This is a genomic window from Photobacterium chitinilyticum, from assembly GCF_004104355.1.
GTDB classification, from domain to species: domain Bacteria; phylum Pseudomonadota; class Gammaproteobacteria; order Enterobacterales; family Vibrionaceae; genus Photobacterium; species Photobacterium chitinilyticum.
In genome coordinates this window covers 181,701-196,483 of record NZ_RJLM01000002.1, presented here as the reverse complement: position 1 = coordinate 196,483, position 14,783 = coordinate 181,701, and the positions used below count along the sequence as shown (strand labels likewise).

Below are 14,783 nucleotides of genomic sequence, written 5' to 3'. Positions count from 1 at the left end.
ACAAGGGAGATTAATTATCTCCCTTGTTAATGTCAGGTTAGCGTTATTTATTTAATCGAAATACCGCAGGCTCTTTGCCAGCAAATCGACAAACCCCTGACGGTAGACATCAAACAGTACGGTTGCATTGGCTGGTTTTCCGGAGAGCTGGTAGCGATCGACGACTGTCATACCTTTGGTATATTCACCTTGGGTTTCAATGCCGACCCAGCATTCTTGTATTGTGAATAATTCCGGAGCGAGTAGCCAGGCAATGGTGCACGGATCATGGAGTGGAGCACCTTCCAGTCCCCATTTGGGATCACGGTGGTAGATCATAAAGAAATCGAGCAAGCCGGCGACGACATCGGAGACCGGGTTGCCGATAGCGCGAATTTGTTCGATATCTTCATCCATGATCTGGGCTCGGTGGGTAACATCCAGCCCGCACATGGTGATCGGAATACCGGAACGGAACACTACATCGGCGGCCTGCGGATCAACATAGATATTAAATTCAGCTGCAGGTGACCAGTTACCGGTTTCTGCACCACCGCCCATCAATACAATGCGTTCTATTTTATCGGTCAGCTCGCGGTGGGTGGCCAGCAGCAGGGCAATGTTGGTAAGCGGCCCTGTCGGTACCAGTGTTACTGGCTTGTCGCTTTCTTCAAGGACACGCGCCATCAGTTCAACGGCATGTTCTGTTTGCGGCTTAAAGCCTGGATCGGGCAGAGCTGGGCCGTCAAGCCCAGTTTCCCCATGAACGTTGTCTGCAATAATGAGCTCGCGGGCCAGTGGTTTTAACGCGCCGCCTGCGACCGGTATATCGCTGCGACCGAGCAAGGTCAGGATGCGCAGGGCATTGTTGAGGGTTTTGTCCGGGGTCTGATTGCCGGCACTGGTTGTGACTGCCTTGATATCAAGGGAAGGTGAGGCACAGGCAAGGATAAGGGCGATAGCATCATCGTGACCAGGATCGCAGTCAATAATTATTGGACGGCTCATGAGGGTACTCCATTGTTTTTAAAAGAATGTACCTTGTTGAGGTGGGGAAAAGTGTGAGTCGGGCGATGAAACGGAGAAACAAGGTTGCAAGTCGAAATCAATAATATGACAGACAATGGGTTTTGTTATTCCACCAATACTTTGGGCGGCATTTTTCGGTTGATGATGCAACGTCTGTTATCTGACATTCTTTTTTGCGAGTCTTTTAAAATATTCACAATAGATTCAGCAAGATAAAGTCAAACTGCTGTCACTGTACCGTCATGAATGTAGAATATCTTTCTCGGTCTAATTATCTGATAATCATAGGTAAAATCATGAAATCGAGTCACCTTCTTTTGCTGCTGTCATTGGCGAGTACGAGCGCTGCTGCATTTGAGCTAAATGCACCGAAACACAATAACACGGATAACCTTGTGTGGACCGGGCATCTTAGTCCGGATACCGACTCCGTTACATCGGCATTAATTGCTGCCCATATATACGGTGGTACCGCTGTTGTTCCGGAAGGCATTAATCCGGAAAGCCAATTTGTTTTGGATTATTGCCAGGTGAATGCACCTAACCAATTGAGTGACTTCAGCCAGAAGGCTGTCGGTCTGGTTGATTTTAACCAAAAAACACAGTTGCATCCGACGATTGATGAAAGCAGCATCGTTGCGATAGTTGACCACCACGCGATTGGCGGAGCGCCTGTCAATATGTCTCAGGTTGTCCCGATTGATATCCGTGCATGGGGATCAGCAGCGACTATCCTGGCCGATCGTGCCGAGAGCTTGGATGTCGATTTACCGGCTCATTTAGCCTGTACTACTCTGGCCGGGATCCTGTCTGATACGGTGGTATTCCAGTCTTCGACCACCACTGAGTATGATCGTTACTATGCAAAAGAGTTGGCGAAGGAAGCCGGTATCGCGGATCTGACAGCCTTTGGCCAGAAAATGTTGGAGGCTAAGTCGGATCTTAGCCACGTCAGCGCTGCTGAGATCTTGACCATGGATTATAAAAACTTCTCTTACGGGGGGAAGAAAGTCGGTATCGGTGTAGCTGAAACTTTGACAGCCCAGCAGTTGCTTGATCGTCGCAATGAGTTTGTTGCCGCGATGATAACGTATAAAGAAAGCCAGAAACTGGATCACTTGTTCTTTGCGGTGATAGACACCAAGAACAAGCGCGCCAATCTATTATGGATTGACGATATTGACGCGGCTATAGCGGCGCAAGCCTTCACTGGTCAACCGAAGCAAGGCTGGTTGGTGTTGGACGGCGTGACATCCCGTAAGCGCCAGATTGGTCCCGCAATACAAGGTGCTATAGAAGGTAAGAAGTAACGGTACTTATTGAAATCACAATGGCCGCAGATTACACCGCGGCCATTGTTGCTTATTACTTTTATTTGCTCTCTAGGTATATCCGTGCAAAGCGGCGTTTTCCTACTTGATAAACCGCAGTTCCTTGTGCCGGTACGATATGGGTATCAGTGATTTTCTGACCATCGATTTTTGCGGCCCCTTGGCGAATCAAGCGCATTGCCTCGGAGGTAGAAGTCACCAGCCCAGCCTCCTTGAGAACATTGGCGATAGCCAGGCCATGATTGAGCTCGATGGTTATCAGATCATCGGGAATGACATTGTGCTTAAACTGTTGCTCAAATGCCTGTTCGGCAAGATTGGCGTCTTGTTCGGTATGGAAACGGGCAACGATCTCTTTTGCCAGCAGAACCTTAACTTCTTTCGGGTTCCTTCCTGTTTCGATATCAGCTTTTAGCTGGTCTATTTCTATCATTGATTTAAAAGATAACAGCTCAAAGTAGTTCCACATTAGCGTGTCGGAGATCGACATCAGTTTGCCGTACATGCTGTCGGGTGACTCTGTGACACCAATATAGTTGTTGGCCGATTTAGACATCTTTTTTACTCCGTCAAGGCCAATCAACAACGGCATTAATATTACTACCTGAGGTTGCATACCGTGGTGCTTTTGCAGCTCGCGTCCCATCAGCAGGTTGAAAGTCTGGTCGGTCCCGCCAAGTTCGATATCGGCGTCTAGCTCGACAGAGTCATGGGCTTGTAGCAATGGGTAGATAAATTCGTGGATCCCTATGGTTCGATGATCTGCAAAGCGTTGCTTGAAGTCTTCACGTTCCAGCATTCGGGCGACGGTTTGGCTGGCGGCTAACTTCAACATGCCTTCGGCACCTAGCTGAGACAGCCAGCGTGAATTGAATTCAATGGTCGTTTTCTTAGGATCGAGGATCTTAAATACCTGTTGTTGGTAGGTGTCGGCATTGGACAGAACCTGTTCGGTAGTCAGTGGTGGCCGGGTGGTATTCTTGCCTGAAGGATCACCGATACGGCCGGTAAAGTCGCCGATCAGAAAAGTAATATGATGTCCCAGATCCTGAAACTGGCGTAGCTTGGTGAGGATCACCGTATGGCCAAGGTGGATATCCGGAGCTGTTGGATCGGCACCCAATTTAACCCGTAGCGGTCGATTTAGAGCGAGTTTGCTGACAAGTTCTGCTTCGGGAATGATGCTATTGGTGCCGCGTTTTATGATCTCGAGCACTTGTTGCAGTGAAGGCATGAATTTTCCTTATGTGGCTTAGCTTACTGTGAGTTAGCATGGTATGACGCTTGATATTGCAGGGATGGTATTTTTATTATCGTATTACCTGATATGTATCTCGATGGATTGCAAAATAGCTATCCTTCTTTCCGACAAGAAGGTTGGTTGCTATTGGAGTGAATCTTGTGCTGATTGGCTAATATCAATAGCGTATTTTTAATTCTCATCTTAAAGACGATGAAAATAGGTGAAAGTTAGCAGCTATCACAAACTGTGATAGCCTTGAGCTAAATAATGAAAGCGAGTGGGTTCGTGATGTATAGCTTTGAGCAGTTAAAGATATTTGTATCGGTCTGTGAATACGGTTCTTTTTCTGCGGCGGCACGTAAGCTGAAACGCGCGCAGTCAGGGGTGAGCCAGTCAGTATCGAATTTGGAAATTACTCTTAATCAGCCATTGTTTGACCGGAGCGGAAATACACCGGTTTTGACCTCCGAGGGAAAAGCGTTACTGCCTATCGCCAAGTCGATTTTACATCAGCAGTTACATTTTGATCAGAAGGTCGCGGCCCTAGAGGCAAGGTATGAACATGAGCTGGTTCTGGCTATAGAGGAAAGCTTGGTTGGTCCGGATTTGCTTGGAAAACTGGGTGAGTTGGCGGAACATTTCCCTATGACCAATATCGATATCACGGCGGCCTCGACGTTTGATATCAAGCAGATGGTAAGTCAGGGCAAGGCGCATATTGGTGTAGTATATGCGGACGGTAGCATGCAAGATGATATTGATTTTGTAACGCTCGGCTATAACCACTTTATCACCGTATCATCGCCCTCTCATCCCTTGGCGGATCTGCCGAGTGTCAAAGATACTGATTTGCGCAATTACCGGCAGTTGGTGCAGCGTTCCTCGAGTGGTAAAGAGTTATGGTTCAGTTATGCCATTAGCTCCCAAGTATGGTATGCCAGCTCCCATCAGATTTTGCTGGCTTTAGCCGAACAAGGCGTTGGTTGGACGATTGTACCTAAACAGTTGGCCGCTATGTCTCTTGATACCGGTACGTTACAGGCGTTGAATATTGAGTATGAGCCTAATGGTTGGATGAATACTATCGACTTGGTGACGACCCGCCGGCATCAAAGTGGTCCCGTCAGAGAAGCCATTGTCGAGGTATTAAGGATGGTATTCGGGCATAGAGAAAAGCGGTAACCAAAGACTGGTTGTCTCATTGTTATACTTATGATTTGCTATATTAATGTGAAACTTACCATGTAGGGATGCAACCGTTATGATTAAAGCAATTGGACTATTGCTAAGCCATTTATTGATGCTGGCCTTTGGCTTCGCCGCCGGGATTTACGCATTACCTATTTTAATTGCACCTGATAACCCTTCTTCGGGCGAGGTTCAGCAGGTTGTACAAAATGCCCGGTTTAGCGGTGAGTTCCGCCGTGATCTTGCCGATAGTGATTTTCTTCACTGGGGCGAGGGGCAAGTTTCTATTAGCTCTGATGTGGTTTCATTTCAGGGTGAGCTGGCACCTGGGCCTGACTACAAACTGTATTTGTCGCCGCAGTTTGTCGAAACAGAAGCCGATTTTAATCGATTGAAATCCAGCATGATCAAAGTGGGTGAAATTAAAACTTTCTCGAGGTTCATGGTGCCCTTGGATTCTGCTATTGATCCCGCCCAATATACGACCGTGATTATTTGGTGCGAGACGTTTGGCCAGTTTATTACGGCGGCTCAGTATCAGTAGGTTGATCACGGAGATATAAGCCTGTTGTCAGGCGGTGATGTCCTGGTACTCCTTCTTAACAACCACCTTAGGTATGAGAAAGATCTCCCAATCTTTGATTTGCCTCAATTGTCATATAAAAGTTTCTGGCATATGCCAGAAACTAGGCGTATAAATGGCATATGCCAATTAAAAGAGCCTGATGACAAGGCTCTTACAATCCAAAGTGACAATAAAAAGGAGTAATACATTATGATCACGGCAATTCCGATGAATGAAAATCACATCGCCAATCATTTTTCTAAGGCAGAGCATTTTCTGTTTATTAACGAACAAGGGGTAGAAATTAGCCGGTATCCTAATCCAGTCCAAGGTGCCCATTATGCCGGTAAAAAAGAGTTATTGAAGCTGTTGCTCGAACAACAGGCTAAGCGCATTGTTGTGCGCAATATAGGCCAACAGATGTTAGGAAAGCTGCTTTCACATCAGTTAGCGGTTGTTCAAACTGATTCCGGTCGCCGTAGTGCGGTTGAGCTTGTTAATTCAGAGGCTGTGGGCTTGGTTTCTCTGACTGATCCTGAACAGGGGCGCCCTTCACCCAACCATGACGGTTGTCGTCATGGTCAGCGTCGATGCCATAGCCATGACAAGGGGCACGGCGACGGATGTGGCCATCGTCACGGTAATGACAAGGGGCACGGCGACGGATGTGGCCATCGTCACGGTAATGACAAGGGACACGGCAACGGTTGTGGCAAGGGCCACGGACGTGGTGGGCACGGAGAATCGAAGGGTCGACGCTGTTGCCACAAAAGCTCCCATTAATTGACGACAGTGGTTATTCCGATGACTTCTTATCATTTTACTAAGCAAGCTCATAACAGCTGTATGGTTTGTGGGACGGTTGAAAATAACCCTGATACATTGCTATTGGCATTTAGCCAAGATAGCGAAGGGAATGTAACGGCTCCGTTCCAGGTGACGTCACGCCATCAGGGGTATGATGGGCTGTTACACGGAGGGATGGCCAGCACTCTTCTAGATGCGGCGATGACCCACTGCTTGTTTACTCACGGTATTCAGGCTTTGACTGCAGAGCTGACAGTTCGGTTTATTGCCCCTGTCCGTACAGAACAGCAAGTCATGCTAACTGCGCACCTTGTCGGGCATAGAAGAGGTATTTATCAACTGGAGGCGTTAATTACCCAAGAACAACAAGTATTGGCACGTGCATCAGCCAAATTCATTGAGCCAAAGAAATGAAAGAGTGAAGGTTATGGGCTTTTCCTAAAAGCCCAATTCTAATTGCTTATGCCAGTTTTGCATTTCCTCCTCATTAAACCCTGCCGCCCTCATTATTTTGCCCCAGCGTTCTTTGGTTACAATGTTCTGCGCCATCAGCGATGGCTGTTCCGGTCGCTCCTCAAAGTCCCGCGAGGGTATAGACAAACGATGCCCAGTCCCCCAAGGCCGAAACCTCGGGGGAGAGTAGAACTAGTTGCTCCAGATAGCGTCAACAAATTCAGGGTGATCAATAAATGGGTTTCTGTTGCCCTGGAAATTGAACACAGCCTGATTACGGTCGATTTCTTTTTGGCTTACCGGATCATTTTTGTGCCAGCGCTTTAGCATGCTAAGCATCCATGGTTCAAATACAGAGGTGTTTGTACCATCAAGCACCGCATTAGAGTTGATTGAATTCCCCTCCCAAGTTGCGATCGCATTTTCATATCGTGTAGCCATATAAAAGTAAGCGCGGGCGAAATCACCCTTGAACTCATCCAACGGTTCGAAAACCGTGCCAGAGTAACCGAGCCCAGATTTGGCGGAACCCAGTTTGGAGCCGTTGCTGGAGGTATACGAAGTTGTGCCAACTTCACCAAATGGCCAATTGCTACGCTTGGAGTTAACGTAGCCGTCGGTAGCAAAAATATGGTGGCCGTCTGAGTTCATTGGCTCTACTTTGCCGCCAAACCAGCTTTTCGGAAAAGAGTGCTCTCTGTTATAGCAATCGCCTTCTTTACGGTACTGTCCACACTGGTTGGTTACTTTGGTAAAGCTGGTGCTATCACCAGAAGATGGTTTTTCAGAATACATATCCAAGATAGAACCATCTTTCTCGTAGTAGCTGTCCAGATCGGCAACTTTTGCCAGATCCCAAATAGCGCTATATCCCTGGCTGTTGTGATTAGTAATGATGTTGTAGAGGGCTGTTTTCAGCACGAAGCCAGATTTACCTTCTGCTGACTTATAGTATTCGCCAACCACTGGCGGCTCGGTCGGCGGTGTGGTGCCGGAGTTGCCGATAGTGAAGTTGAACGATTGACTTGACTGAAACTCGCCGCCAGAGGCGAATGTTTTGCCATTGGCCCCAAGGGTAAATGAGCCGTTTCCAGTACCGCAGCAGATACCGTCACCATAAGAATCACTGATTACAAAGGTATAATCTCCATCGGTCAGGCACATTTCCTTGGTGTTAGTGGTTGAATTGTCGTAGCCAGAGCCTGAAAAAAGGGTATTACCACTACTGTTGTTGAGTACCCAGCTTGTCTCAGAGGCATATTGATCCGTCACTAGAGTTAACGTTGTTGTTGTATCGCCGCAGCTGCTGATAGGTGGTGTAGAGCCTGCCTCTGTTGGCTGGAAGTTGTCGACATAGACCACTTCGGAACCGTCAAAGCCCGCCACATCATAGAAGCGTAAGCCTACCTGAATGTCTTTACTGGCCGTCGCGGTGTAAGAGTAGCGAATGTCTTGCCATTGATTGGTTTGCAAGTTGTTGGAGTAATCATGATAACCATCGACAAGTAGGCGTGCTTTTACTTTGCCTTCAGTATGGTAGAGGGACACGGCGAAATGATAGGTTTTACCTTGTTCAACACTGACGGTCTGCAAAAAGTCAGTATTGCTTTGTGATCCCGTATTTACGGTTATTTCAGCCGCAAGTCCACCGGCTTTAACCTGTGTCGATGAAGGGGAAACAGCGATACCGGAGTCAATGACACTCCAGTTTTCAGGCGTATTGCCATTCCATTTTTCGAAGTCGCCGTTCTCAATTTGAGCAAAAGCACTATTTGAGGAGAGCAGGGCCACGGCACTTAGGGTAAATATTCTATTTAACATGTAACCTTCTGTTTATTGACGTAAAAGTCAATAAAGGATAAAGGTTAATCAACTGTTAAGAGTGGGTGAGTATCACAAATTTGAATTATGTATTTATGGGTTTCATGAATATATTAGCGGTCTATCACATTATTTTATTATATTAGTTTGCCCGTTGAGGGGGGAATTATCTAGTAAGCTCGTTATCGATTCTATAACCACAAAGATACAATGTCATACAGAGGGATACAAATTAGGTAGGGCGATGGTTATTTGTTGATTTTAAATGAAAAAATAAAATGATTTAATGTGGGATTCTCTCATTATACAAGTGTGTGGCTGGGGTAGGTAAATTGAAAACATCGTTTTTATAATCGTTATTTGTTCTAATACTTTTTTTGCTATTTAAATCAGTTTGGTGAATATGAAAAAAGTAATTTTTGCGGCATGTTTGGCTTTGCTTATGAGTGGATGTGCTCAACAATCATTTGTGATGTCTGATAGTAACGGTGAGATTAAAGAAGAAAATTCTCAGCACTTCTTTATCAATGGACTGGCTCAGGAAAAGGAAATCAATGCCGCTGAAGTTTGTGGTGGAATTGAAAATGTATCAAGAGTTGAGGTTCAAGAGACTTTCTTAAATGGTGTCCTGAGGACTGTTACATTTGGAATTTATACACCTCGAGATGCGAGAGTATATTGTAAGGCATAAGCAAGTTAGCAATAACAGACGTACTGGGCTCTGGTTAGTGTGCCTCTTCAGGTTACTTCGGCAAGAGGGTGTTTATCAAGATTGACCTGTCCAGTATAAAAGCCTGATACCCCATACAACGGGTATCAGGCTTTTTTGATGGTAGTTATAACGCCATTGGTAAGAAGATAATACTCAGGATAATGTTCACGGCCAATCCGAAGGTAATAGGCGGAATTGTTCGCTTGATCAGATCAAATGGCGATACCTTTGCCATGCCCGAAGACGCCACAATAACCCCGGCAACTGGCGACATAGCCCGGCAGGCATTCGAAGCCTGCTGCATTGGCATCACTAAGTACACACCGTTGATGCCCATGCCATCGGCAATTTTGGGGATCAGCTCGACGAATGCATAGAATGCCGCATTGCCTGAACCGGTTAAAAACGCAACAGCGCCGGTTAAGCCGACGAGTGCCAACATCATAGCGGTTGCCCCGAATCCGACTTGGGAGGCTGTTTCAATGAGCATAGTAATGGCACCGATGGCCTTCAGGCCTTGGGCAAAAACACCGGCACCGACCAAGATCAATACCACCGGCAGCGCATCTTCCATGCCTTTAACAATCGCACTCATGCCTTCCATGGCCGAGCGACCGCTGCGGTGACGGATGGCTTCTAGGGCCATTGCGGTAAACAAGCAGAGGATGGCAATGGTGCCGATATTCATTGTGACGCCTTCAACCAGCCCTAGCTCGCCACTGGTTACGATAAGTACAATAATCGGCAGCATAGGCAGCCAGCCGTAGAAACCTGGAGCCTTGCCTTCTACCTCGGCGGTACGGACATCGACGTTTTTGAGATCGACTTTCTTGCTGTTACTTTGCTGTAGCAAGCCCTGTTTCTTGTCCATGTACTGCTGCCAAAAGTAATGGGCGGCCGCCATAGCCAGCATACTTGGAATAGCCAGAGGAATTTGATATTTGAGGGTGTAGATTTCGACAGACATACCCACATTTTCTGCTGCAATCACCGAATCGACAGCAAGCGGCGAGAAGCTGATTGTTGCTGTGGTCGCGATTGCGGCGGCAATTGATATCGCAGGCAGACCTAGGGCATTCAATACCGGGAATAGTGTCGACATAAGGAGTACGGCGAGGCTGGTAGCACCGAACCCTGCCAAAGAGATAAAGCTACCGATAAGGAAAGTGACGGCAAGTAATAGGTAGGGCTTATTGATCCCGCCAAGTAGCCTAAGTGCATTGTTGATGACAATGTCATTAGCGCCGATGTAGGTCATGTAGCGGGCATATGCCAGCAATGAAAATAAGATCAGCCCCATACCACCAAAGCGGTTGTTGAACATAATGTTCATTGCTTCAAAGATATCCAGCCAAGCGCTACCACTTGATTTTGCCTCTGGAATAACCGGCAAACCCATAATGGCGCAAACCGCCATCAATACTGCGGCACCCAAGAACAGGGTGGCAATTGCGTTATACTTTTTTAGAATGGCGAATCCGACTATGGATACCACTATTATGGAGATAAAGATGCTCATTAATTCCTCATAAGCAGTGTTAAGTTGTGAGTGGTCGGTATATAACAGAGCCTGCATCTTATTTTTGATCTGTGTCATTAGTTGCATATAAGTGTTGTTTAACTCGGAGGGGGAATTATATTTCCCTGCTTAGGGTCACACTTAAAATTTCGGGGCTTTAGGTCATGAGAGAATGGCTGCTTTCTATTTAAGGGCAATGTGAAGACACAAAAGATACTTCCTGAGTATTTATGGTGTTTTGACTGTTGGGGGAGTTGGTAATGGGGGGCGATTTTTTCGCTGAAAAAGCTTGGATATGATATACCCTCTAGCCAACCGCAAGATATGCCGCATCAAGAGGAGTGAAGTGTGTGAAGCAGTCTCTAATTCACATTGCCCTGGTTGTAAAAGATTATGACGAGGCCATCGATTTTTATACCCAAAAGCTAAAATTTGAACTGATAGAAGATACCTACCAGCCAGAGCAAGACAAGCGCTGGGTCGTGGTTTCTCCGCCGGGCTCCAATGGTGCAGCCATTTTGCTGGCAAAAGCCTCGAAAACTGAGCAGGAAGCGTTTATTGGTAACCAAAGTGGCGGTAGGGTGTTTCTCTTTCTTAGTACCGATGATTTCTGGCGAGATTACAACAGAATGAAAGCCGAAGGCATCAACTTCGTGCGTGAAGCTAAAAAGCAGGACTACGGCACGGTAGCAGTGTTCGAAGATTTGTATGGCAACCTATGGGATTTGCTTGAGCTTGACCCGAGCCATCCAATGGCTGGGCGTTAAGTTGACTATTGGTCAGTACTTGATGGTGGTGGCTGGGTATAGATATCTTAAGCCTGAGAGAATGATCATGGTTTCAGTCTGATTTCAGTAGTGTTCTGTGATCGCGACAGGGTGCGAAATGTGAGTGGTCTGGCAATATAATTGAATAGATTCAGATAGCTAATGAGGCCAAGAATGCAAAAAGTCGGAGACGATCTTTGGGTACATGATGATTCAATGAAATTAGCTGGCACCAAGCTCAGGTTACGAATGACAGTAGTGAAGCTTGCTAATGGTTCGTTGTGGGTGCATTCAGTCACCGCGCTGTCTCCGGAGTTGAAGCAGGAGATCGATCAGATCGGTGAAGTGAAGCATATCGTTGCGGCCAGCAACGCTCATAACACTTGGCTGCAGGACTGGTGCGAGGCTTATCCCGAGGCCGAAGCTTATGTTAGTGCCGGTATTCCGAGAAAAGTGCCACTGTCCAATTACCATATATTGCGTGATGGTTTTGAAAACGTCTGGGAAGAAGATCTGTCGTGGGAATTTATGCCTGCGGTTCCGATGTTTAATGAAACCGTTTTTTTTCATAAAAAGACCCAGTCACTGATTGTCACTGATTTGATCCAGAATTATCCTGATCATGTACCGACAGGGTTTGCCGGTATCATGACCAAATATGTATTCCAGCCTATTGGGTTTAAGGGCACCTGTATTGCTCCGCCGCTTAAAATAGGCTTTATGATCAAAGACAAGCCGAAGTTCACTGAATTTATTCGTCACGTCCAGAGCTGGGATTTTAAGCGGATCATCGTGACTCACGGTGATATTATTGAGGAAAATGCAAAGTCAGTTTTTACTGATCTTTGTGTGCGTTTCCTTAAGTAAAAGTACCTTTTATTTCCCTTATCTGATAGTCAAGCCCTTTGGGCTTGGCTAGAATTCCTCTGTATCAGTTTATTTTATCCCTTCTCTTAAGGTCATTAATTATTTTTATGTCCCACCAATTATCATAGTAAATGAAGTTGTATTAGAGCTTTGAAGTAATAAATTTAATTTTGACGATATAAATTAACGTTTTTATTTAGGCGTAAAATATAAAAGAAATTAATTTTAGTTTGAAATATATATCGGTAATAGCATTATTGCCACTAATCATGATGGGCAAAAAATAAGGGCAGGATTTTATCATTTGATCGTTGTTTAAACTATCAAATAATAAAAACCTGCCCAATCAGTTGAAAACTGAAAGCAGCTATAGCAATTTCAAAATTACTTAGCTGCTTTCAAATGCCTATTATGCCTGTGGAGGTGTACCTTCACAGTTAGAAACAACAGCATCAATTTGTACTAAAGCACCCATAGGGATAGCTGAAACACCAACTACTGTTCTTGCAGGAAGATCGCCTTTAAAGAAAGTAGTGTAAACTTCATTCACAGCATCAATATCATCGATATTTGTAAGTTGGATATTGATTTTAACTGTATCGTCCATTACATGGTCAACACTTTCAATAATTGCCTTAATATTGTTCAAGCATTGCTCAGCCTGCGCTTTTACATCACCAGCAACTAGTTCATTTGTTTTTGGATCTAGAGGTAATTGACCAGAAACATGGTTGTAGTGAGAGAAAGCTACAGTGTGTGAATACGGTGCTTTTGGTGCATTTTCCGTATTGCTTGCTTCGATAACAAGTAAACGAGTATCTTCAGGAAGTTGTGGTGGTGTACCATCGCCATGTGATACTGCTGTATCAATTTGTACCAACGCACCCATAGGTAGAGCTGCAGCGCTAACAACTGTGCGTGCAGGAACATAGCTTGGGAAGAATTTTGCACAAACTTCGTTTACAACTTCAGCATCCGAGATATCTTTAAGGAAAATAGTTGTTTTAACAATATCGCCCATCACGTGGTCGATACTTTCTAAAATTGTTTTAATGTTGTTCAAGCACTGTTCAGTCTGCTCTTTAACACCACCATCTACTACTTCACCTGTTTTTGGATCAACAGGTAATTGAGATGCTAGGTTATTGTAATGAGAGAAAGCTACAGTTTGTGAGTATAGACCTTTTGGTGCATTTTCTGTATTTCTTGAAACTTTAATTAGATCACAAGGCGCTTGTGGCGTTGTACCTTCACCGTTTGAAATAAGTGCATCAATTTGAACCAAAGCATCACTCATAGGTAGAGCTGCAACTGCTACACACGTACGTGTAGGAAGAGCACTTTGGAAGAAGGTTGTATAAACTTCGTCGATAGCTTCAATATCTGAAATGTTTTTAACAAAGATATTTAGCTTAACAACATCGTCCATCACGTGGTCGATACTTTCTACAATTGCTTTAATATTTTCTAAACATTGTTTAGCTTGGTCTTTTACAGAACCAACTACAATCTCACCAGTTTTAGGATCTATAGGTAATTGAGCTGAAATATTATTATAATGAGAAAAAGCTACAGTTTGTGTAGATACAGAACTTTTTGGTGCATTTTCAGTGTTTCTTGAAAACTTAATGATATCGTCGCTCATTAGACATTTATCCTTTTAATAGAGTACAGAAATACGTATTTATCTTTAATAGATCGTATTTGAAAGAATATTTATAGTGGCGCAATGGTAAGTTAAATTATTTAGGGTAAATGTGAGGCACTTCAAAATATCATTTCACTAGCAATTGCCTATTAATAGAATTAATAGTCATTATTCGATTAATTATCCACGATTATGCGGTTAATCTGGCTTTTATGTCATTTTTTGTCACGAATGATTCGTCAATTGTGAATATAATCTCAGTGATTTAAATGCTCTATCCGATGAATTTAATCCAATTTTGATAAGTTGATCACAATAAGTTCATTCAAACTCAAGAACAGGCATCATTGGTGCATCATTTATGTCGTTATAAATGCATAAATTCCCTGATGTGTCTCACTGAGTTCCTTTCCTTTAACCTTGATCGTGAAGCGGTATCCCTCCTTTTGCTGTTGCACCTGAACTTGTAGGTATTGACCATCCACCGTGCTAAAAGTGAGATGATCGGAACCAACTTGGCTCGTTGACAGATAAAGCGGAGTTTCATTGCCGGCAAAGGTTGAGATAAAGCTCAGCTGATTCATATCCTCCTCTAAATAGAAACGCCAGTGATGGTGAGAAACATTCAAGTCTGCAACACCATAGAGTGTATTGTCATTTTGTAGTTCAAAGCAGATAGAGTAGGGCAAAGGCCCGCGAGGTGTTTTGATGGCCCTCCCCTGCCAGCAACCTTGTAATGGTTCGAGCAGAGTATTGTCGGCCGACATTGAAAGTGGAGCGAGCAAGGCCCCCGTCAATACTACTAGAACGATCGGGTGCAGGTTTGTATGTTGGTCAGTATATACATGTTCCAT

The 14,783-nt window shown here is 44.9% G+C and carries 14 protein-coding genes; 8 read left to right on the top strand and 6 right to left on the bottom strand.

Annotated features, from left to right (window positions below; translation table 11 throughout):
• Positions 1–51: 51 nt before the first annotated feature.
• Entirely contained in the window at positions 52–987 is a 936-nt protein-coding gene (gene rihA / locus EDI28_RS07095) for a pyrimidine-specific ribonucleoside hydrolase RihA (RefSeq protein WP_128783157.1), read from the bottom strand.
• 317 nt (positions 988–1,304) lie between these two features.
• Between rihA and EDI28_RS07090 the strand changes: the two genes are divergently transcribed.
• Positions 1,305–2,318, top strand: coding sequence for a manganese-dependent inorganic pyrophosphatase (locus EDI28_RS07090; RefSeq protein WP_128783156.1), 1,014 nt, complete (start codon positions 1,305–1,307; stop codon positions 2,316–2,318).
• Positions 2,319–2,379: 61 nt separating this feature from the next.
• Here the strand turns inward: EDI28_RS07090 and tyrS are convergent, their stop codons facing one another.
• On the bottom strand, positions 2,380–3,573 hold the full coding sequence (gene tyrS / locus EDI28_RS07085) for a tyrosine--tRNA ligase (protein ID WP_128783155.1): 1,194 nt from the start codon (positions 3,571–3,573) through the stop codon (positions 2,380–2,382).
• A 297-nt stretch (positions 3,574–3,870) separates the two neighbouring features.
• On the opposite strand from tyrS, the gene EDI28_RS07080 reads away from it, so the two are divergent.
• From EDI28_RS07080 to EDI28_RS07065, 4 genes are all read left to right on the top strand, one after another.
• Complete coding sequence (locus tag EDI28_RS07080; RefSeq protein ID WP_128783531.1) at positions 3,871–4,764, top strand: LysR family transcriptional regulator; 894 nt, start codon at positions 3,871–3,873, stop codon at positions 4,762–4,764.
• 82 nt (positions 4,765–4,846) lie between these two features.
• Positions 4,847–5,314 (top strand): DM13 domain-containing protein, encoded by a 468-nt coding sequence (locus EDI28_RS07075; RefSeq protein WP_199287392.1) that lies wholly within the window; start codon positions 4,847–4,849, stop codon positions 5,312–5,314.
• Positions 5,315–5,545: 231 nt separating this feature from the next.
• Entirely contained in the window at positions 5,546–6,118 is a 573-nt protein-coding gene (locus tag EDI28_RS07070) for a NifB/NifX family molybdenum-iron cluster-binding protein (protein ID WP_128783153.1), read from the top strand.
• A 21-nt stretch (positions 6,119–6,139) separates the two neighbouring features.
• On the top strand, positions 6,140–6,556 hold the full coding sequence (locus EDI28_RS07065; RefSeq protein WP_128783152.1) for a PaaI family thioesterase: 417 nt from the start codon (positions 6,140–6,142) through the stop codon (positions 6,554–6,556).
• A gap of 231 nt (positions 6,557–6,787) precedes the next feature.
• Here the strand turns inward: EDI28_RS07065 and EDI28_RS07055 are convergent, their stop codons facing one another.
• Positions 6,788–8,416 carry an endonuclease gene (locus EDI28_RS07055; RefSeq protein ID WP_128783151.1) on the bottom strand — a complete coding sequence of 543 codons (1,629 nt, stop codon included), beginning with the start codon at positions 8,414–8,416 and terminating at the stop codon, positions 6,788–6,790.
• Between the two features lie 403 nt (positions 8,417–8,819).
• On the opposite strand from EDI28_RS07055, the gene EDI28_RS07050 reads away from it, so the two are divergent.
• Positions 8,820–9,107: a Bor family protein gene (locus tag EDI28_RS07050; RefSeq protein WP_128783150.1), complete on the top strand. Its 288-nt coding sequence runs from the start codon at positions 8,820–8,822 to the stop codon at positions 9,105–9,107.
• 145 nt (positions 9,108–9,252) lie between these two features.
• On the opposite strand, the gene dcuC is transcribed toward EDI28_RS07050, so the two are convergent.
• A complete protein-coding gene (gene dcuC / locus EDI28_RS07045) occupies positions 9,253–10,647 on the bottom strand; it encodes a C4-dicarboxylate transporter DcuC (protein ID WP_164918491.1) in 1,395 nt (464 codons plus the stop codon).
• Between the two features lie 350 nt (positions 10,648–10,997).
• Between dcuC and EDI28_RS07040 the strand changes: the two genes are divergently transcribed.
• The gene (locus EDI28_RS07040; RefSeq protein ID WP_128783148.1) at positions 10,998–11,414 is read left to right on the top strand and encodes a VOC family protein; all 417 of its coding nucleotides are present in this window, start codon (positions 10,998–11,000) and stop codon (positions 11,412–11,414) included.
• Positions 11,415–11,588: 174 nt separating this feature from the next.
• Positions 11,589–12,281, top strand: coding sequence for a DUF4336 domain-containing protein (locus EDI28_RS07035; protein WP_128783147.1), 693 nt, complete (start codon positions 11,589–11,591; stop codon positions 12,279–12,281).
• Positions 12,282–12,690: 409 nt separating this feature from the next.
• On the opposite strand, the gene EDI28_RS07030 is transcribed toward EDI28_RS07035, so the two are convergent.
• Both EDI28_RS07030 and EDI28_RS07025 read right to left on the bottom strand, forming a co-directional pair.
• The gene (locus tag EDI28_RS07030; RefSeq protein ID WP_128783146.1) at positions 12,691–13,926 is read right to left on the bottom strand and encodes a RidA family protein; all 1,236 of its coding nucleotides are present in this window, start codon (positions 13,924–13,926) and stop codon (positions 12,691–12,693) included.
• A gap of 362 nt (positions 13,927–14,288) precedes the next feature.
• A complete protein-coding gene (locus tag EDI28_RS07025; protein WP_128783145.1) occupies positions 14,289–14,783 on the bottom strand; it encodes a hypothetical protein in 495 nt (164 codons plus the stop codon).